Annotated in this window: 18 protein-coding genes; 9 read left to right on the top strand and 9 right to left on the bottom strand. The window is 36.9% G+C overall.

Annotation, left to right across the window (positions count from 1 at the left end):
* Nucleotides 1-18 precede the first annotated feature (18 nt).
* A complete protein-coding gene (locus CFPU101_RS09995; protein WP_206815208.1) occupies nucleotides 19-720 on the bottom strand; it encodes an HNH endonuclease signature motif containing protein in 702 nt (233 codons plus the stop codon).
* A 14-nt stretch (nucleotides 721-734) separates the two neighbouring features.
* Here CFPU101_RS09995 and CFPU101_RS10000 point away from each other — a divergent pair, with 14 nt between their 5' ends.
* Nucleotides 735-971, top strand: coding sequence for a hypothetical protein (locus tag CFPU101_RS10000; protein WP_206815209.1), 237 nt, complete (start codon nucleotides 735-737; stop codon nucleotides 969-971).
* Nucleotides 968-1,228, top strand: a complete 261-nt coding sequence (locus CFPU101_RS10005) for a PIN domain-containing protein (RefSeq protein WP_307730441.1) — start codon at nucleotides 968-970, stop codon at nucleotides 1,226-1,228. The genes CFPU101_RS10000 and CFPU101_RS10005 overlap by 4 nt, the downstream gene beginning before the upstream one ends.
* Nucleotides 1,229-1,622: 394 nt before the next feature.
* On the opposite strand, the gene ileS is transcribed toward CFPU101_RS10005, so the two are convergent.
* A complete protein-coding gene (gene ileS, locus CFPU101_RS10010) occupies nucleotides 1,623-4,493 on the bottom strand; it encodes an isoleucine--tRNA ligase (RefSeq protein ID WP_206815210.1) in 2,871 nt (956 codons plus the stop codon).
* Between the two features lie 156 nt (nucleotides 4,494-4,649).
* Here ileS and CFPU101_RS10015 point away from each other — a divergent pair, with 156 nt between their 5' ends.
* Complete coding sequence (locus CFPU101_RS10015; protein WP_206815211.1) at nucleotides 4,650-5,276, top strand: GUN4 domain-containing protein; 627 nt, start codon at nucleotides 4,650-4,652, stop codon at nucleotides 5,274-5,276.
* Nucleotides 5,277-5,306: 30 nt separating this feature from the next.
* Here the strand turns inward: CFPU101_RS10015 and CFPU101_RS10020 are convergent, their stop codons facing one another.
* Nucleotides 5,307-5,693: a type II toxin-antitoxin system VapC family toxin gene (locus CFPU101_RS10020; RefSeq protein WP_206815212.1), complete on the bottom strand. Its 387-nt coding sequence runs from the start codon at nucleotides 5,691-5,693 to the stop codon at nucleotides 5,307-5,309.
* Entirely contained in the window at nucleotides 5,690-5,932 is a 243-nt protein-coding gene (locus CFPU101_RS10025) for a type II toxin-antitoxin system Phd/YefM family antitoxin (protein WP_206815257.1), read from the bottom strand. The genes CFPU101_RS10020 and CFPU101_RS10025 overlap by 4 nt, the downstream gene beginning before the upstream one ends.
* Nucleotides 5,933-6,044: 112 nt before the next feature.
* On the opposite strand from CFPU101_RS10025, the gene CFPU101_RS10030 reads away from it, so the two are divergent.
* On the top strand, nucleotides 6,045-6,443 hold the full coding sequence (locus CFPU101_RS10030; protein WP_206815213.1) for a hypothetical protein: 399 nt from the start codon (nucleotides 6,045-6,047) through the stop codon (nucleotides 6,441-6,443).
* Here CFPU101_RS10030 and CFPU101_RS10035 read toward each other — a convergent pair.
* Nucleotides 6,429-7,217, bottom strand: coding sequence for a glucosamine-6-phosphate deaminase (locus CFPU101_RS10035; protein ID WP_242577855.1), 789 nt, complete (start codon nucleotides 7,215-7,217; stop codon nucleotides 6,429-6,431). The two genes, CFPU101_RS10030 and CFPU101_RS10035, sit on opposite strands and share 15 nt — an antisense overlap.
* An 81-nt stretch (nucleotides 7,218-7,298) precedes the next feature.
* Here CFPU101_RS10035 and CFPU101_RS10040 point away from each other — a divergent pair, with 81 nt between their 5' ends.
* Nucleotides 7,299-7,763 (top strand): DUF29 domain-containing protein, encoded by a 465-nt coding sequence (locus CFPU101_RS10040; protein ID WP_206815214.1) that lies wholly within the window; start codon nucleotides 7,299-7,301, stop codon nucleotides 7,761-7,763.
* A gap of 58 nt (nucleotides 7,764-7,821) precedes the next feature.
* Here the strand turns inward: CFPU101_RS10040 and CFPU101_RS10045 are convergent, their stop codons facing one another.
* Nucleotides 7,822-9,360 carry a GAF domain-containing sensor histidine kinase gene (locus tag CFPU101_RS10045; RefSeq protein WP_206815215.1) on the bottom strand — a complete coding sequence of 513 codons (1,539 nt, stop codon included), beginning with the start codon at nucleotides 9,358-9,360 and terminating at the stop codon, nucleotides 7,822-7,824.
* A gap of 551 nt (nucleotides 9,361-9,911) precedes the next feature.
* On the opposite strand from CFPU101_RS10045, the gene CFPU101_RS10050 reads away from it, so the two are divergent.
* Entirely contained in the window at nucleotides 9,912-11,807 is a 1,896-nt protein-coding gene (locus CFPU101_RS10050) for a DNA polymerase III subunit gamma/tau (RefSeq protein ID WP_206815216.1), read from the top strand.
* A gap of 186 nt (nucleotides 11,808-11,993) precedes the next feature.
* A complete protein-coding gene (locus CFPU101_RS10055; protein WP_206815217.1) occupies nucleotides 11,994-13,172 on the top strand; it encodes an AI-2E family transporter in 1,179 nt (392 codons plus the stop codon).
* A gap of 131 nt (nucleotides 13,173-13,303) precedes the next feature.
* Here CFPU101_RS10055 and CFPU101_RS10060 read toward each other — a convergent pair whose 3' ends face one another.
* Nucleotides 13,304-14,821: a SagB/ThcOx family dehydrogenase gene (locus CFPU101_RS10060; RefSeq protein ID WP_206815218.1), complete on the bottom strand. Its 1,518-nt coding sequence runs from the start codon at nucleotides 14,819-14,821 to the stop codon at nucleotides 13,304-13,306.
* 101 nt (nucleotides 14,822-14,922) lie between these two features.
* Between CFPU101_RS10060 and CFPU101_RS10065 the strand changes: the two genes are divergently transcribed.
* A complete protein-coding gene (locus CFPU101_RS10065; RefSeq protein WP_206815219.1) occupies nucleotides 14,923-16,998 on the top strand; it encodes a hydantoinase/oxoprolinase family protein in 2,076 nt (691 codons plus the stop codon).
* Between the two features lie 104 nt (nucleotides 16,999-17,102).
* Here CFPU101_RS10065 and CFPU101_RS10070 read toward each other — a convergent pair whose 3' ends face one another.
* The gene (locus CFPU101_RS10070; RefSeq protein ID WP_206815220.1) at nucleotides 17,103-17,303 is read right to left on the bottom strand and encodes a chlorophyll a/b-binding protein; all 201 of its coding nucleotides are present in this window, start codon (nucleotides 17,301-17,303) and stop codon (nucleotides 17,103-17,105) included.
* Nucleotides 17,304-17,420: 117 nt separating this feature from the next.
* Entirely contained in the window at nucleotides 17,421-18,068 is a 648-nt protein-coding gene (locus CFPU101_RS10075; protein WP_206815221.1) for an acetoacetate decarboxylase family protein, read from the bottom strand.
* A 407-nt stretch (nucleotides 18,069-18,475) separates the two neighbouring features.
* On the opposite strand from CFPU101_RS10075, the gene dcm reads away from it, so the two are divergent.
* Nucleotides 18,476-19,474 (top strand): DNA (cytosine-5-)-methyltransferase, encoded by a 999-nt coding sequence (gene dcm, locus CFPU101_RS10080; protein ID WP_206815222.1) that lies wholly within the window; start codon nucleotides 18,476-18,478, stop codon nucleotides 19,472-19,474.
* Nucleotides 19,475-19,478: the final 4 nt, after the last annotated feature.

Consider the following 19,478-nt stretch of genomic DNA (forward strand, 5'->3'; position numbering starts at 1 on the left):
TTTCTCATCATTCGGCTCTTACTCATGACTAAATTTCCTGTGTAAGTTAATGTGGCAAGTCTTATGGACATGGACGAGGTTCGTTTCCTCATCTGTACCACCTTCTCGTACAGGTAGTTTGTGATGTGTGTCCCATTCTTCACCATTGAGCAGATGTTCTCCACATACAGGGCATTTCCATCCTTGGTTTATTGCCACTTTTTGTAGTTTACTTCCGTCGCTGAATCGTGTTCTACCATATCTGGTTAGCCTTTTCTCCCAGTAGTCCCTCATGTCTGGATCATCTGGTGATGTGTCCAGCTTGACTTTCACGTGTCTAACTATCGGGATTTTTGCTAGTTGTATGATGTTAATCAGTGTTTCTCTGCCCTTCCTATTTTTGGTTTTGGCTTTGAAAACCCAGTTGTCTCCTCCAACTCTTCCAAAATAGTAGTATCGTATCCATTTCGTTTTTCTTTTTCCATGTTTTTTCCTTGCCCATCTTAATAAAGGATGAACTAAGTCATGGTCAAGACTTGCGAATATCTCTTTGGCTACGGAATGTTTGTAATAGTTACCCCATCCTCTAATTATTGGATTAAGATATCTTATAACGTCGGCGGCTTCAACATTAATGTGTGATTTTAACCACTCTTTAATCTCTCTGCGCTTTGCTATAACCTTTTCTTTTTGAGGCTTGATTAGGCATTTGCCATTGTAGCTTCTTACATTAAACCCCAAGAAGAGGAAAAAGGATGGAAAGTATTCAATTAAAAACTCACGTTGGTCATGACGGATTGTTACAGATTAAGCTTCCTTCTGAGATAGCTGGCTTAGAGGTAGAAGTGGTGGTCATTTATCAGCCAGTGGACAAGACAGAAAAAAGAAGCTGGTCGCCAGGATTTTTTGAGAAGACATTTGGGGCTTGGGTTGGTGAACCAATGGTGAGAGAACCACAAGGAGAGTTCCCCCAAAGAGAACCCTTAGCATGATTTACCTGTTGGATACCAATACCTGTATCGCCTATATTAATCGCCGTAATCTCTCAGTTAGAGAGCGTTTAAATGCTTTATCACCATTAGATGTAGCTCTTTGCGATGTGGTCAAGTACGAGCTTTACTATGGGGCTTATCGAAGTTCAAGACAACAGGAAAATCTGGCTACTTTGAGAGAGTTTTTAGTGAGTTTGTCAGTTTACCTTTTGACGGTCAAGCGGCGGCGATTTGTGGTTACATTCGGGCTTCTTTAGCCGCTAATGGTACTCCGATTGGAGTTATGACATCCAAATTGCTGCGATCTCTTTGGCGAATAACTTGATTTTAGTTACTCATAATGTTGATGAATTTAGTCGAGTTGAAGGATTAATGATTGAAGATTGGGAAGTCTAATTAACATGAGTTCGGGATAAGAAAACAAAGAAAAGGAAATACTCAGCATCTTTGTTATACACATAGTTTAAAAACTTTATTTTGTGACGTTGATGATGATTGCCAAAATTTATAACGGTTAAGTTTTTTTCTCTTTGCCATCTTGGAGTTGTATAAATTCTTTGGTAGTATCCATAAAAATTTACTGATTTTGTATAAATTTAAGTCAAGAATAGGATGCACTATTTAAGCAAAAAATACATCCTAAACTTTTAATTAAAGCTTTCCTTGCAATGCAGCATTACACCGTTCGCAAATCGTTGGATCATCTGGGAATTCTCCAACATGAATCGAATAATTCCAACACCGATCGCATTTTACCCCATCTGCTTTGACAATTCCTACAGCAACGAGATCTGACTCACCTTGATAGTCTGTTTGTTTAATTGCATCCATCGAGTCTACTAACTCAACCTGGGAAGATAAAAACAGATAACGCAGTTCGTCAACACGATTACCCGATAAACTATCAGCAGGATTAAAATTCGCTAATTGTTGTTTTAAATCCTGATCCGATACATAAAGTAAGGTTTTTGCGTCTAATGATGCACCAATCATTTTATTAGTCCGCGCTTGTTCCATCACTTTATTAACTTCTGTTCGAATTTGACGAAATTTAGCCCATTTTATGGCTAATTCTGGATTATTCCACTGGGAATCAAGTTTAACCCAACCTGACTCAAAAACTGATTGATAGGGTGTCGAGTATGGAATATATTGCCAAATGTCCTCCGCTAAATGGGATAAGACAGGTGCGATCGCTTTAGCTAAACATTCGAGTGCTACTGCATAAACTGTCTGACAACTGCGACGACGAGGGGAGTTAAGATCAGAAATATATAATCTATCTTTAGCAATGTCGATATAAAAGTTAGACAGATCAACTACACAGAAATTTTGTACAGTTTGGAAGAAACGGAAAAACTGAAAACTCGAATAAGCATCCGTCACTTCTGTAAAAACTTCCGAGATGCGATGCAACATATATCGATCCATCTCTGGTAATTCTTCGTAAGGAATTGTGTGTTTTGCTGGATCAAAATCATGTAAGCTTCCGAGTAAGAATTTAGCTGTATTGCGGATTTTATTACGAACATCAACTAATTGCTTGAGTATATTTTGACCGAAAGCTACATCAGAAGTATAGTCTACCGAAGACACCCATAAACGGATAATATCTGCACCATAAGCAGGTTCTTTTTCCTTGTTTTTGCCACCGTTGATGATGGTTAATGGATCAAAAATATTGCCCTCGGACTTACTCATTTTACGGCCTTGTTCATCTAAGATAAAACCATGAGTTAACACTGTCTGATAGGGTGAAATCTCATTTGCGGCAACACTGGTTAAAAGACTTGACTGAAACCACCCGCGATGTTGATCCGATCCTTCTAAATAGATATCCACTGGATATTTTAACTCAGGCCGAGCATCTGTAACAGCCGCCCAAGAGGAACCCGAATCGAACCAAACATCCATTGTATCGGTACCTTTGCGGTAGGTATGTCCATTATTTCGATAGCTTTCGGGTAACAATTCTTCTACTGAAAGTTCCCACCAAGCATCAGACCCTTTTTCTGCAAAAATAGTTTGTACATGGTTGATGGTTTCTTCCGTCATTAAAGGTTCGTTAGTTGCCTCATCATAAAAAACTGGAATAGGAACTCCCCAACTACGCTGACGAGAGATGCACCAATCAGAGCGATCGCTTACCATAGGAGTAATACGGTTTTCTCCTTGTGCAGGTATCCATTTTACTGTTTTAATTGCTGCTAGTGCTTCTTCTCTAAACCCTTCTACGGATGCAAACCATTGTTCAGTTGCACGAAAAATCGTCGGTTTTTTGGTTCTCCAGTCATACGGATATTTATGTTCATAAGATTCTTCTTTGAGTAATGAACCTTTTTCTTGTAGTGCATTGATAATCACTTCATTTGCATCTTTAAGAACATTCAAACCCTCAAATGGCCCTGCTTCTGCGGTAAAATTCCCTTTATCATCAACAGGAGAAAGAATCGGTAAACCGTAGCGTTGTCCTACGATATAATCTTCTTGTCCGTGTCCTGGTGCGGTATGAACCAAACCTGTACCCGAATCTGTTGTAACATAATCTCCACCGATCACAATTTCACTTTCTCTGTCAAATAAAGGATGACGATAGGTGGTATGTTCTAACTCTTTTCCTTGGAGGGTTGCTTTGACTGTTAAAGAAGTATTAAAGGTTTCCGATAGTTTTTCAACTAAATCTACTGCAACGATGAGATATTTATAATTAGAAATTGGCTCACTTGATTCTACTACAGCGTACTTTAGATCTGGATTTAGAGCAACCGCTAAATTACCTGGTAATGTCCAAGGGGTCGTTGTCCAAATTGCTACACCCAAATCAGGAAGAAACGGGGTTAAAATTTCTGTAGATGCTTTAGTGACGGGGAATGCTGCATAAACACTCCTTGAGGTATGACCCTCTGGATATTCTAACTCTGCTTCAGCAAGTGCCGTTTGTGAACTTGGACTCCAGTGAACAGGTTTTAGTCCGCGATAGATATATCCCTTGAGTACCATTTGTCCAAAAACACCAATTTGTGCCGCTTCGTATTCGGGACTCATCGTTAAATAGGGGTGATCCCAGTCTCCCCAGACTCCAAACCTTTTAAAAGCTTCACCCTGTACTTTTTGCGTCTGGAGGGCAAAATCACGCGCCCTGTGACGTAATTTGAGAGGGGTTAAGCCTTCTCTTTCCTCTTTTTTCATACTTTGCAGTACTTTAAGTTCGATAGGGAGTCCATGACAGTCCCAACCTGGTACATAGCGAACTTTGTATCCTTGCAGTAATTTGTATTTATTAATAATATCTTTGAGGATTTTGTTTAGCGCATGGCCCATATGTACGGCACCATTCGCATAGGGTGGGCCATCGTGTAAAATAAAGAGTTCATTAGGGTTATTCTGTGACAATTTCTCATAAATCTGGTTTTCTTTCCAAAATTGTTGAATCTCTGGTTCTCGCTTGGCTGCATTCGCCCGCATATCAAATTTCGTCTGGGGCAAGTTTACGGTGTCTTTGTAACTCTTTGCGTCTGTCACAGTTCTAATAGAAGTTCGTTATAGGGTTTACTCTTTATTCATGATATTACACAGGGCTTCAATTCCGCTTCGAGTAAAGAACTGAAAGTAATCTTATGAAAATTTAGCTACAATGGGTAGTAAAAATATTGTGGATGTAATTAATAGGCTACCAAAATGAATTTTTTTGATTTTTTATCGACTGGTGTGACTTTATTAGGACTGAAAGATAAAATTGTTAATGGGTGGGATAAAAGAAAAAAGCGAAAGAAATTATCTTTACTTACTATACAGAATGAAAGCATTAATTATAAACCACTTAAGAATTGGTTAATAGCTCAGGAATGGGAAGCTGCAAATCAAGAAACAAAAAGAATCATTTTATTACTTAAAAAAGATATTGCATCAGCGACTATTTTAGGTAATTGGGGAATAGAATATTTATTCAAACAACATCATGAGCATTTACTTCATATAAATAAATTATGGATGGATGCTAGTGATAATCATTTTGGATTCACTTCTCAACTAGAAACTTGGAGAGACTTGGGAGGTGTAATTAATTGGCGGACTTATTACCAGTTAACAGACTGTTTTGGCTGGACAGCATCGCAAAAATTAAAAGAATTAAAATATTCACTAAATACTCCAAAAGGGCATTTACCTACATTACCTTTTTCACGCCCCTTTCATGAAAATAGAGTAAGTCTACCTTATTGCGATGGTTTAACTAGAGGAATTCTAATTAAAAATCCTCCAGTTTTGTATTTTTTAAAAAATTTTGAATCTTTTAGTAATATATAAAGATAAAATAAGCTAAAAAAAATTTTTTATTTACCATTCAACTGTAACAGGATAGTTTTCAAATACTGGATCACGACTTACTAATACTGCTCTTTCTGATATAGCTTGAGCAATTAGTAAACGGTCAAATGGATCTTTGTGATGGAGCGGTAGACTATTCAAAGATAATACATGATTTAGAGTAATGGGTAAAATTGCTAGATTATTAATCTGTTGCTGATTATTAAGTATGTCTGATAGAGATTCATTGAGTATGAGCTTGCCGAGTTGCACTTTAATTTGAATTTCCCAAGCACTAGCAACACTAAATAGTAGACTATGTGTTGAATCATTGCAAAGCTCTAAAGCTCGTTGTGATAATTGTACCGATTGACTATTCCACCAAATAAAAGTATGAGTATCTAATAAAAGCTTCATTCTTCCCCTAACCAAAATTCATCGGGTAGCGGTTCATCAAAATCTTTACTCATGATAATCGCATTGGGATGTAAGTCTTGTTTTCGGGGAGAATTAGAATTAAATGGATTAATAGAAATTATACGCGCTAAGGGGATATTTCCATTAGTTAATACTATTTCTGTATCTTCTTTTAGAAGTGATAGTAATTCTTTGATGCTCATCTGAGCTTCAGCTATATCAATTATTTGAGTCAACATTATACAAATATGAGAATTTATCTTAAATCTATCCTACCTAAATTTTAAAGCTAGTGATCGTTTTTTTGTTTGTTTTGGGAACCCTATTAATAATTTAATCACGGGGTTCAAGATGAAAGATTTTCTAACAGGTTTAAATAACCATATCTATCAACAAGATGACTTAAGTAACAATTGGAGAAAAGCTATTAATTTAGGAACAGCGCGTACAGGGAAACAATTTAGTATTAATGGGTTTTTGGGTGGTGTCAACCGCAGAGATATTTATGATAGTGTCGATCGTCTTCAATTTAATGTTAACAGAAATTTACATTTAGAACTCGATACCGATCCCAGTGTAATTACTGAATTAGTTCGGTTTGAAAGAGGTCAAGCTTTTGTGGTCGATTCCATTGAGTACGGAGAAAGCTTATCATTAAATTTATCACCTGGCCGTTATGGTTTAAGCTTTTTTGTAGAAGGTGATTTGATTAATTATCACGTTAATGCTCAATTTTCATCGATTTTCTAATAAACTAGCTGAATAAGTATCCAAAAATAAATGAGCATCAGGATGATGTCGTAAAATAGAGACAGGATAAGAAACGGTAATCTTTTCTTCTAATGCTGTTTTAACAATTTCTGCTTTACTGATACCTGATGCTAAACAAATAATTTTTTTAGCGGATAAGATGGTAGGAATAGTGAGGGTATAAGCATATTGAGGAACTGCATCAATTTCAGGAAAGTTATTTTGTTTAACTTGTGTTTGTCGGGTCGATTCTTCTAATTTAACTAATTTTACCCAATGAGGGTCATCAAAATTAGCAACACTCGGTTCATTAAACGCAATATGACCATTTTGACCAATACCGAGGAAACATAAATCTATAGGTTGTTTGTTTAATAGATTAGCATAGCGATCGCATTCTATAATTGGTTCAGTCGCATCACCTTTGATGTAGTGAAAATGCTTTGGTTTAACTCTTTTTTCAACCCGTTCTCGCAGATAATAACAAAAACTAGCAGTATTTTCCGCTTCCACACCGAGATATTCATCTAAATGAAATAATACTAGACGTGACCAGTCTACCCCACCTAAATCAATTAGCGCATCTAAAAATTGTATCTGAGTATTTCCTGTTGCTAAAAGTAGTCTTGCTTCAGTTTGTTGGTCTAGAATACTAATAAGATATTCTCTGACAATTTGAGCCGCACCTTGAGCAAGTTCAACCTCACTAGGATAGATATTAACCGACAATTGATTAATTTGAAAGGTTTTAGGAGTATTGCTAATAAGCATCATTGAAGGAATCTAAATCTTATCTAAGTTTAACAAGGCTAATAATCAGTAGAATATCATATATACTTTATCCAAGATAAACCGATGAATCAAGCTCTCTACGATCAAGATTATCAATTATGGATACAAAATACGATTAAACACCTTCAACAAAAAGAATTTTTAGAAATAGATATCGAACATTTAATCGAGGAATTAATTGATTTGGGTAAATCAGATAAAAAAGCATTAGAAAGTAATTTAATGATTTTATTAGCACATTTACTTAAATTAAGAGTGCAAGCGGATGTACCTGAATCAATGAAAAATAGTTGGTTAGCTTCAGTTGATGAACATCGTAAGAGAGTTTTAATAGATTTAGAAGAAACGCCTTCCCTAAAGTCTTATCTAACAACAGCTATAGAAAAAGCCTATAGTAATAGTCGTGATTTGGCAATTAAAGAAAGTAAACGAGCTAAATATGGGGTACAAATTCCTAATGAAAACAATTATCCTCTAGTTTGTCCTTTTTCAATCGAACAAATTTTAGATGAAGATTTTTATAGTTAAGTTAAATTATAATTTATTTTATCACAATTTAATCTCTCAATTATTATATATGTAATAATTAAACTTGATCAACTGTCATTTTGGGTAACATTAAAACATAACGATAACCCGACTCTGGTGAACCTTGAACGATGATTTTACCGCCCTGACTTTCGGCTAAATAACATCCTAATAATAGTCCTAAAAGTGACTGAGGATGTTCTTCTGAGTTTTTTAAATTAATTTCTTTAAAACGAATCAGATTAGCTTCAATTGAATTGGTACTGACAAATTGCTGTTCGGGTAAATCAAATTGATCAACTGTTGTCGTTGATAATAATCCATCTTTTTCTAAAACTAAACCTTTGTTTATTAATGAAGGATGAAAACTCACTTGAGGTAAACCATCAGCTAACCAAGGATGAGAAACCCAAATCGCTATATTCAAGGTGTTACTGCGTCTTGAAATATGGATTCGGATTTCACCACCTGATTCTGATGATTCTAAAACACTAATCACTAAATAATAGATCGCTTGCTTAATTTTATCTTTATCAAGTAACCAAATTCCTTTACCTGGTTCGACAGAAAGTCTTAATTCTTGACGCTTCTGTTTAGCCATTTCTGATAAATCATTAAGAATCTGCTGACAAATTAATTCAACATTAATCGGTGTTAAGTTTAATTTAGAAGCATTTTGCTCTGCTACTCCTAATTTCAGAATTTCATCAACTAATGCCGTCATTTGATGACCACTATCATTAATAATTTTAAGATAGTCTTTTTGTTTACCACTAAGTTGGCCAAAAACTTCACTTCTCAGAATACTAGACATTCCGACGATGGCTGTTAATGGGGTTCGTAATTCTTGAGTAAATCCTTTAAGCAGTCGTAATTTAATATCACTAATGGAGTAAGAGTTATTTTGTTTTGTTGGTGAATGTTCATCGGGTAAAATAGAATAATGATTGTCTTCTTTTGCTGGTTTTAAACTCAGCCATTCGGATTCGTTTTGGAGACGTTTTAAGACTAGATTATCTCGTTCAAACTCGCGTAGACACCATCTAGCAGTAAGAGTTAAGAATTCTACATCTTTTAAAGTAAATTGACGCGGAGTTATATCCATCACCGCTAATGTACCAATACACTGCCCATCGCTTGTCATGAGAGGAGTACCCAAATAGGAGCGTATATTATAATGTTGAGTTAAAAGACTGCGTGCAAAAACAGGATGATCGTAAGTATCTTCAATTTGGATGACTTGTTGGCTATCAACGACATAGGTACAAAAAGCTTCTATTCTCGGAATCTTGCGCGATGAGGCAATTTGATTCATTAATCCGAGTTGTGATAATCCTATAGCAGATTTTAGGTAAAGATGATCATAGACCATGATTCCTAAAATACAAATAGGGGTTTCTAGATAACGGGCCGCCATTTGGGTAGCTTCGTCAAATACGGGTATACTATCGGTTTCTAATAAGCCAAAACCCTTTAAAAGATTGACTCGCTGTTGTTCTCGAACGGCTGGGGTAAGACCATCTAAACGACAAAAAAGTCTATTCATATTCATTTGCATATCGACTTTGACCCTTGAATTGTTCGTTTGTACTTGCATTACCTTACCTTTCTCACTCGGCCTCGTTGTATCGGGTTTTGACAAGCACTTCTTTTTCTGATCGAGCAAATTTCTATCGAACTTTAATGATAAAAACTTCTCGCGTAGAGAATTTTTCTGTGCTGCTATCCATACAATTCCCAATTTAGGGAAATAATAAACATTTTAAGCAAAATTTCTTGTTAGTAATGATTGTACCCTTGAATATAGGTAAATTTAAGGCTACAGCTAAGAAGAATTTGAAAAAATCAACCCAATTTTTACGGAATTTTAGTTTTATTGACTGTTATGTATCGTTATTTATGCTATGAAGGTATTTTAAAAAGTAAAGATTGATGAAGACGGTTAAATGCAGTTGATCAGAAACATAGGTTTTAACGGATTGTGTAAAAGCGACAACAAGTTAAGCGAGGAGCCAAGTCAAAAAACGATACAATTGTTCTAGAGATAAAATAAAAAGATCTTCTGATTGAGGGGGATTCTCGCTATGATAGAGAACTTCTCAATCATAACGCCAGCCAACCGATCGCACACCTTGGGTTAAGACAAAGATGGTATACGAACCCCTACATCACAAATATCGTCCGCAAACCTTTGGCGACTTAGTAGGACAAGATGCGATCGCCAAAACCCTAATCAATGCGATCCTGAGTCGCAGGATTGCCCCAGCATACTTATTTACAGGGCCTAGAGGAACAGGTAAAACATCCTCAGCCCGTATTCTAGCGAAATCCTTAAATTGTCTAAGCAGTGAAGTCCCAACCCCAACACCCTGCGGTCAATGTGAGGTGTGTCGTGCGATCGCAGTCGGTTCGGCTTTGGATATTATTGAAATTGATGCAGCCAGTAATACAGGGGTCGATAATATTCGGGAAATCATTGAGCGATCGCAATTTGCCCCCGTTCAGTGTCGCTATAAAGTATATGTGATAGACGAGTGTCATATGCTTAGTACGGCTGCGTTTAATGCCCTTCTCAAAACCCTTGAAGAACCGCCAGACCGTGTAATTTTTGTTCTTGCAACAACTGACCCGCAACGAGTTTTACCAACGATTATTTCACGCTGTCAACGTTTTGATTATCGACGTATTCCTCTACAAGATATGGTCGATCATCTGAGTAAAATTGCTCATTTAGAAGACATTGATATTGATCCAGAAGCCGTTACATTAGTCGCCCAAATTGCTAACGGTGGACTCAGAGATGCAGAAAGCTTACTCGATCAACTTAGCTTACTTTCAGAGACGATTACAGCCGAAAAGGTCTGGGAATTAGTCGGCGCAGTTCCCGAACGAGATTTATTAACCCTCTTACAAGCGATTCACTCCAATCAAAGCGAAACAATTCTTGATCAATGTCGTCATTTAATGAACCGAGGACGTGAACCCCTAGTTGTTCTCCAAAATCTCGCTAGTTTTTATCTTAATTTACTCATTGCCAAAACAGCCCCTCATCGTCCTGATATGGTAGCCGTTACTGCTCCAACTTGGCAAGATCTTTGTACAGAGGCTTTGCAATGGGATCTGACTGAAATTCTGAGAGGTCAACAACGCCTTAAAGATAGTGAAATTCAACTGAAAAACACAACTCAGCCGCGTCTTTGGTTAGAAGTTACCCTGTTAGGCCTACTGCCACAAATTTCCGTTTCTAATACGATATCTGTGCCTGCGGTTACTCCCAAAACCGTAACGCCTGTTATTACGTCACAACCCAAACCCGAAGCCGTTCCATCCATACCACAACCCAAACCCGAACCCGTTGCTACTCCTGTTCAAAACATTAAACCAATTGAAATTGAACCCGAACCCATCACTACATCAACCTCGCAAGATTTTAATTTAGAGCAAATTTGGCAACAAGTTATTCAAGTTGTGGAACCAACAGCGAATAAAAGCTTATTCAAAGGACATTGTACTTTACTGAGTTTTAATGGTTCTGTTGCTGACGTTAGTATTGTATCTGATGGTTTATTAAAAGTTGTTCGCCAAAGAGTTCCTAGTCTAGAAGAAGCTTTTATTAAAGTCTCTCATCAACCCGTTAAAGTTAATATACACCTTGCTTCATCTACACCTAAACCGCCTCAGAAAGAAAAACCCTCCGAACCCGTTAACCCAGTTTCAGCCCCTCAAAATAATATCGTAACCATTCAACCTCAGCCCAAAATCGAAAAACCGTCCGTTGTTTCCGTGCCAAAAGCGGTTATAGAAACGCCTTCTCCTAATCTTTCTCAACCTACAGAAACAAACATCAGTGATCCTGACCTTAAATCTGCTGCTGAAAATTTTGCCAAAATTTTTGAGGGTGAGATTGTTATCATCAATTCCAAAATTACAGAGGATGAGGACACGGAAAACGCAGACTCAACAACAGAAACAACCGATAAACCCTTTCTTGCTGGTCGTCCGACCTTAAACGATATTTCAGATGATGAAGATATTCCCTTTTAATGGTCAAAACGAATCAGAATATTAGAAGATGACTATCACCGATGTGCCTTGAGAAGTATAACAAAATCCTCATAAGAGGGGATTACAAGGAATGTGGAAACATCCATAATAAAGAGGAGGTGTCATTTTTGCAAAAAAACTTAATATGCTAAATATAGATTAAGGCACTATTATTAATCGATTCTTATGGCCGCTTCTAATTCCTCTACTCACCATTCTGGTTGGCTAAAAACGCGATGGGATACTCTTAACTTTACCTCCCGTCTTCTCATTTTAGCTCTCGCTGCACCCCTAATTGTCCTCAATATTTGGGCATTATCTGCTATTTTTGGCTATTTTAAATCTTTATTTGTCATTCTCTTGACAGCTTCCGTTTTTTCGTTTTTACTCAGCTATCCCGTCGATTGGTTAGAACACAAAGGTTTAAAACGAGGACAAGCTGCCGTTTTAGTTTTTTTTACAACTTTGCTGATTGTTTTAGCAGTCGGGGTGATTCTTCTCCCCTTAGTTTTTACACAAGCACAACAATTAGTCGCCCGTTTACCAGAGTGGTTAGATTCGGGACAACGACAGTTAATGAAACTTGAACAACAAGCTGAAACGATGGGTTTACCCGTTCATTTTGATGGTTTAATTACTCAAATTAATAGTCAACTGGGAAATGAATTACAAAATTTAGCGGGAAAAACTTTAAATTTGGCGTTAAATTTTACTGTATTTACATTAGTAAAAGTTGTTGATGTTTTACTGGTCATCTTTTTAACTTTATATATATTGCTGCATGGTCAAACCGTTTGGTCAAGTTTAATTGATTGGTTGCCGAGGAAAGTACAAAAGCCTTTTTCTCTAACATTACGTTTGAGTTTTCAAAACTATTTTTTAGGCCAGACAGTAAGCGCGACTTGTATGGCAATTGGTCTAGTTTCAGGCTTTGTATTACTAAAAATTCCCTTTGGTTTATTATTTGGCCTCACAATTGGAGTCATGGCGTTGATTCCCTTTGGCGGTACAGTCGGCATTATTTCTTTTACTTTATTAGTGGCTTTGCGTGATATCGGTGCAGGATTACAAATGTTAGCAGTTGCCCTAGTGGTACAGCAAATTGTCGAAAATGGCATCGCACCCCGTATTTTAGGCAGTGTGACGGGTTTGAATCCTTTTTGGGTCTTGGTGTCTTTATTAATGGGGGCTAGGGTTGGCGGACTTTTGGGGGTAATTGTCGCTATTCCAATGGCAGTGATGATTAAAGAAGCCTTAAAAGTAATCCGTAGTGCGCCACAAGGAGAAAGATTATTTGACCCCGATGTTCATACAGAAGCCGAAAAACTGCCAACATCGGAGGAATATCAGAAAATTGTTAAATAGTTAACCTAAGTTTTGTTTAAGGAGCAACTTATCATACCTGTGAATTTTATCAAAAATTTCATTTTTATACATAACTAGATTTCTAGGTTATATCCAATTAGCTCATGGGGGGTACAAATTGAAAAAATTAGTTAACCTTTTCTCGGTCTTCCCAGTGTTGTAATATAAATGACTGCTTCATCGGTCGGTATTCCTAAAACTTCATTGACTTGATCATCAAAAAAGCCACCAATTCCACTGACTCCAAGATCTAGATATATAGCAGCTAAGTTTAAGCGTTGTCCTAAATGTCCTGCGTCTAAATGTAAATAACGATAAGCACGATCGCCATACCGATTGACAGCTTTCCCCAGATCAGCCGTATGAAAGACAACGGCGGCGGCATCCCGTCCTAATTCTTGTCCCAAACACAGATAATGTAACTCACGACGGAAATTCTTAAACCGAATTTGTCTTAATTCTTGAGATTTGGGCGCATAATAATAGCATCCTTCTTCTAGTCCCGCAACCCCAGAAACCGCAATAAAGGTTTGCAATAAATCTAAATCAAAATAGTCTGGCGCAGGATCGAGATTTTGAGCGATATAATTTTGCGGTTGATAGGTAAAGTTTAGTAAAGCTTTTAACTCATCTAAGCGAATTTCCGCACCACTATAAGCACGAGTCGAACGCCGTTTTAAAATTGTTGTCTCTAAACCTGATAATTTGTCTCCCCAACTAATCGGATACATTTGAGTAGGAACTTTTAGACAAAAGGGAAAATTATATTTATCTTCTATTTGAGTTTCTTTAGAAATCGCTAATTCAGAGGTATGTATTTCTGTTGCTTGGTGAAAATACGTCAATAAATCACCATCAGCCAGCTTGGGATAGTTGCGCTGAGTTCCAGACGGTAAAGCCGTGATTCCAGGGGATAAATGCTGTTTAATATCTAATAAATCGGCTAAGGGAATAACTGTCATGACGCTTTCGACTTGCCAATCAAGATACAATAAATCATTCATCGCCTGATCTAAAAAACCACCAATCAGATGAGGACGATAATCGACGATCGCACTAGCTAATTCAATATTACCCAACAAATGACCCGTATCTAAAAATATACGACGATAGGCTCGATCTTCATACCGCCACGCCGAACGATAAAAAATGGCTGTTGTAACTAAAGCAACTTGGGTATTATCTAACGCAGAATGCCATAAACAAGCCGACTGTAAATCCTGCCAGACATCATTTTCCCAAAAATGAATCAAAGAATGGCTTTGAGGTTGATAGTTATAAAGTCCTGGGGGTAAAAATGGAGTCCCCCGCGAGATTAAATACAGTTCGGCTGGATACAAACCCCCTGCTGATGGCGCAGATCTTAAATATAAGGGTATTCCCATTGTCGGAACTTTAGCCGTTAGACCATAACTATATGCCAACAGTTGCGATAGGCGTTTTCCCATTACAAGATTAGCATCACTCGAAGATGAAACCTGACTGGATAAATAGGGTTTAAGATCAAATGTATTGCCAATTTTGTATTCTTTAAAAGGACTTGGCTGATTTTCCCAGTCTAACGATTTATTTTTTGCTGCGATCGTCTGAGGATCATATTTTGTTCTCTCATGATAATACTCGGCAATTGAGACTGGTAACTCGCTCATAACAATTGATCTGAGGTGGTTTTTCTTCTATCGTAACTTTGTTCGAGCCTGAAAGTTATATTAAATAAAGCAAAGTTTCCTAGACTAATTTAAAAATACGAATGCTAAAAATCTTTGTTGACCGAGGGGGTACATTTACTGATTTAGTAGCAGTATCCGATAATCAGACTATCATTGATCGGTTATTACAAGATTCTAAATTCTTGATTGTTCCTTTACCTAACCAACAGTGGGTTATTCTCTACAAACTTCTTTCCGAAAACCCCGAACGATATTCGGATGCAGTGATTCAAGGCATTCGAGATATTCTTCAGATTAATACAAATGAACCGATTCCCACCGAACAAATTGAAGTGGTCAAAATGGGAACGACAGTAGCGACGAATGCTTTATTAGAACGAAAAGGAGACCGTACTGTATTATTAATCACCAAAGGCTTTAAAGATGCCCTGAGAATTGGTTATCAAAATCGTCCGAATATCTTTGCGCGTCAAATTATCTTACCGACGATGTTATATGAAAGCGTCATCGAAGTCGAGGAAAGATACGATACACATGGCAATGAATTAATTCCTGTAAAGAAAGAACAAGTTAAACAAGACTTACAACAAGCTTATGATACAGGGATTAGAAGTTGTGCGATCGTTTTTATGCACAGTTTCCGCTATCCTCAACACGAAACACAAGTCGCCAAAATTGCCAAGGAAATAGGTTACACGCAAGTTTCAGTATCCCATCAAGTTAGCCCACTGATGAAACTGGTTGCTAGAGGTGATACTACGGTTGTTGATGCGTATTTATCTCCAATACTAAAGCGTTACGTCAATCAAGTCGCCAGTCAATTACCCAATGTGCGATTAATGTTCATGAAATCTGATGGGGGATTAATCGATTGCCATCAGTTTCAAGGTAAAGATAGCATTTTATCGGGGCCTGCGGGGGGTATTGTTGGGGCAGTTCAAACCAGTATTAGAGGAGGTTTTAATAAAATCGTCACTTTTGATATGGGAGGAACTTCAACCGATGTCGCCCATTATAACGGGGAATATGAACGACAACTCGATAGTGAAATAGCAGGTGTTAGAATGCGCGTTCCTGTATTGAGTATTCACACGGTAGCTGCGGGAGGTGGTTCAATTTTATTCTATGACGGTTCACGGTTTCGCGTTGGGCCTGAGTCAGCAGGTGCAAATCCTGGCCCTGCTTGCTATCGTAGAGGTGGGCCCCTAACGGTTACTGATGCAAATGTGATGTTAGGAAAAATTCGCTCTGATTATTTTCCTCAGATTTTTGGAAAGGAGGGAAATTTACCCATCGATGCAGAAATTGTTCGACAAAAGTTTACTGAATTAGCACAAACAATTCAAAAAACACCCGAAGAAATTGCGGCAGGATTTATGACAATTGCAGTAGATAATATGGCTAATGCTCTTAAGAAAATTAGTCTACAACGGGGTTATGATGTATCGCAATATACCTTATCAACTTTTGGGGGTGCAGGAGGTCAAGTTGCTTGTTTAATTGCCGATACATTGGGAATTAAAACGATTTTTCTCCATCCCTACGCGGGGGTATTAAGTGCGTATGGAATGGGACTAGCAGATATCCGAGTGATTAAAGAAAGTGCAGTCGAACAAATCTTAACTCAGGCTTTATTATCACAATTAGAAAAACTGCTGACATTGCTCGAAAAACAGGCGAGAAATGAGTTAAATACAGAAAAATCTACTAAAGACGAAAAAGTTATCAAAAAAGTCAGTTTAAAATATCAAGGAACGGATTCAACTTTAACGGTTAGTTTTGCGCAAGATCTAGCGATGATGCAAAAAGAGTTTGAAACAGAACATCAAACTCGATATGGCTTTATTCAACCGCAAAAAGCGTTAATTGTCGAAAGAGTTTCTGTAGAAGTTATTCAAATAGTGGAAACACCCGAAGAAGCACTAATGACGCGGACTCGTTCTCTTGATGAAATGCCCGATCCTGTAGAAATTGTTCAAATTTTTACTAAGAATTCTTGGCAAGAAACACCCGTTTATCGGCGTGAGAATTTACAGCCTTTTGATGAAGTTGTGGGAACTGCTATCATTATCGAGAAAATTGGTACGATTATCGTAGAGAAAAATTGGATAGCAAAATTAACAGAAAACAATCATTTAGTTTTACAACGAGTCTAGAATCTAAAAATAGATAAACAAAAAATTTTGTAGGGATTTGGTCAGTATACCCCTACAAAAAATCTATAATTTTCACTAATTTAAGTTGTAGAAATTCTACAATTTTAGTAGATACCTAACCAGTGTAAGAATCCTTGTCCTGTGGTGACTTCAATGATTAAGGCAAGTAAAAAGCCAACCATTGCTAACCGACCGTTCCAGATTTCAGCAGAGGGGTTAGAACCGAATTGAAATTTGGTGGCAAATTCACCATATTTCCGTTGAGATTGCTGTTCGTAGTAGTCTACAGGTTGTTTGCTTTCCATGATTAAATTCCTGAACAAGTGTGAGTTATGTAACTTGACTTTTAATATAGCGTAAAATTTGTTTACATTTCTTCATACTTTAGATAGAACTAAAATAAAAAACACCTGATTTAAGTATCAGAGACTACTAAAAGTGCTGATCGATTGAGGAGCATTGACAGTTAAATCTAAATTATTTAAACTGCAAGCTAAAAATCCTTGCCCTAAATTTAAAGCCGAAAAAGGACTTTCTTCAGGAATCATAAGAGATGCTGAGATAAAACTTGGATTAACTTTAAATTGACTGTTGAAAGAGAGTAAATCACGTTCCTTGCGACTAAAAGAAGAACCCCTAAATTGAGGTAGCCACAATTTCGTTAGATTGAGCCATTCTGACTGGCGAGAAAAAACACAAAGAGTACGATCTTTTTGAGTAACCAGCACTTCTGAGTTTTTCCATTTAAAATCAGCAAATTCTTTCGGTAAACCCCAGATTTCGCGCCCTCCTCTAATTGAATCTTCATGATCCACATAGATATGAGAAACCCAAAAACCGATATGCTGTTGATAGCGAACCAAAGCAGGAACAACGATTAATTCATGGTATTCCAAAACTGACCCCGCTTGATAGGAAGCCAGATAAACACCGCCGATACTTTTTCTAGGTAAAATCGGAATAATTTCTAATTTTGCTGGAATAAAAGGTCGAGATACTTCAATACTAATCTGATGGAGACTGATTAAAGCTTTACCTGTTAGATGCCAAGGTGCAGGAGGATAGCTCATAAGCTTTCTATTGAGCAATAATGATTCACATTTATTCTGAAATAGGAAATAAGAATTAGGATGGTTCGTAAGACAGATTATCCAGCATTAATCTTTTTTAGTTAGATCCTGCTGATCTGACTCATCAAGGGTAGCCACAGGATGACTTAGTAATTAGTCATGCTCGTGTACCATAACACAAACAAGAATCAAAAGCTTTGTCAAATTCGGTTAGCTCGTTTTGATAGGGTGTGCGATCGCAAACTTGACACGGTTACTGACTAGGTTATTTAGTTTATCGTCTATTCTTCTGACTTTTTTATTACAGACTAACGTTAAATTAAACGACTTAATTTATTTGTATATAGACAACCATTTTATATATAATTCTAGAGAAAGCTTGATTCACTAACAGTGTAATACCAAAAATGCTTAAGTTTATTGATTTATTTGCAGGGATAGGAGGCTTTAGAATTGCGTTTGAAAATTTAGGCTGTCAATGTGTTTTTTCATCAGAATGGAATAAATTTTCACAAACAACTTATGAAGCCAATTTTAATCATAAGCCAGAAGGTGATATCACTTTAATTCCCACTTCAGAAATTCCCGATCATGATATATTAACGGCGGGTTTTCCTTGTCAGCCTTTTAGTATAGCAGGAGTAACTAAACACAATGCTCTAGGTATTCGTCATGGCTTTGAGCATCCTACACAAGGAACTCTATTTTTTGAGATCGTTAAAATTATTAAAGAAAAAAGACCTAAAGCATTTATTCTAGAAAATGTCAAAAATTTACAGAGTCATGATAAGGGCAAGACATTTGAAGTAATTAAAAACGTTCTCTCACAGGATTTGAATTATCATATTCACTATCAAATTTTTGATGCTCGTTCCTTGGTTCCTCAGAATCGAAAAAGAATATTTATCGTAGGATTTGATAAAGCTATTAATTTTAACTTTCCAGAATTGCCAGATTTTAAGCCTAGAATTAGAGATATTTTAGAAAGTGAAGTCGATAGTAAATATACTTTAACTGACCATCTCTGGAATTATTTACAAAAATATGCAGAAAAGCATAAAGAAAAAGGAAATGGTTTCGGTTATGGATTAGTAGATCTAGACGGTATAGCTAGGACTTTAAGTGCTAGATATTATAAAGATGGAGCAGAAATTCTAATACCACAAGTTGGTCAAAATCCACGCCGTTTAACACCGAGAGAATGTGCGAGATTAATGGGATTTCCCGAAACATTTATTATTCCCGTTTCTGATAATCAAGCTTATCGACAGTTTGGTAATGCGGTTGTTCCTCCTGTAGTCGAGGCTATAGGTAAAGAAATTATAAAAAGTCTGGATAATCCTGTTCAAGTACTGGTCAAGCCACCTCTAATTATTAATCAATTAGAGCTTTCATTAGTTTTTTAAATTT

Origin of the sequence: Chroococcus sp. FPU101 (assembly GCF_017312365.1) — a bacterium.
GTDB lineage: Bacteria > Cyanobacteriota > Cyanobacteriia > Cyanobacteriales > Microcystaceae > Chroococcus.

Bases quoted from the DNA above. Each gene is read 5' to 3' on its own strand.
- CFPU101_RS10060 (WP_206815218.1), bottom strand. From the start codon at position 14,821: ATGAGCGAGTTACCAGTCTCAATTGCCGAGTATTATCATGAGAGAACA.
- CFPU101_RS10005 (WP_307730441.1), top strand. From the start codon at position 968: ATGATTTACCTGTTGGATACCAATACCTGTATCGCCTATATTAATCGC.
- dcm (WP_206815222.1), top strand. From the start codon at position 18,476: ATGCTTAAGTTTATTGATTTATTTGCAGGGATAGGAGGCTTTAGAATT.
- CFPU101_RS10050 (WP_206815216.1), top strand. From the start codon at position 9,912: ATGGTATACGAACCCCTACATCACAAATATCGTCCGCAAACCTTTGGC.
- CFPU101_RS10065 (WP_206815219.1), top strand. From the start codon at position 14,923: ATGCTAAAAATCTTTGTTGACCGAGGGGGTACATTTACTGATTTAGTA.
- CFPU101_RS10070 (WP_206815220.1), bottom strand. From the start codon at position 17,303: ATGGAAAGCAAACAACCTGTAGACTACTACGAACAGCAATCTCAACGG.
- CFPU101_RS10035 (WP_242577855.1), bottom strand. From the start codon at position 7,217: ATGATGCTTATTAGCAATACTCCTAAAACCTTTCAAATTAATCAATTG.
- CFPU101_RS10055 (WP_206815217.1), top strand. From the start codon at position 11,994: ATGGCCGCTTCTAATTCCTCTACTCACCATTCTGGTTGGCTAAAAACG.
- CFPU101_RS10030 (WP_206815213.1), top strand. From the start codon at position 6,045: ATGAAAGATTTTCTAACAGGTTTAAATAACCATATCTATCAACAAGAT.
- CFPU101_RS10040 (WP_206815214.1), top strand. From the start codon at position 7,299: ATGAATCAAGCTCTCTACGATCAAGATTATCAATTATGGATACAAAAT.
- CFPU101_RS10025 (WP_206815257.1), bottom strand. From the start codon at position 5,932: ATGTTGACTCAAATAATTGATATAGCTGAAGCTCAGATGAGCATCAAA.
- CFPU101_RS10075 (WP_206815221.1), bottom strand. From the start codon at position 18,068: ATGAGCTATCCTCCTGCACCTTGGCATCTAACAGGTAAAGCTTTAATC.
- CFPU101_RS10020 (WP_206815212.1), bottom strand. From the start codon at position 5,693: ATGAAGCTTTTATTAGATACTCATACTTTTATTTGGTGGAATAGTCAA.
- CFPU101_RS10015 (WP_206815211.1), top strand. From the start codon at position 4,650: ATGAATTTTTTTGATTTTTTATCGACTGGTGTGACTTTATTAGGACTG.
- CFPU101_RS10000 (WP_206815209.1), top strand. From the start codon at position 735: ATGGAAAGTATTCAATTAAAAACTCACGTTGGTCATGACGGATTGTTA.
- CFPU101_RS10045 (WP_206815215.1), bottom strand. From the start codon at position 9,360: ATGCAAGTACAAACGAACAATTCAAGGGTCAAAGTCGATATGCAAATG.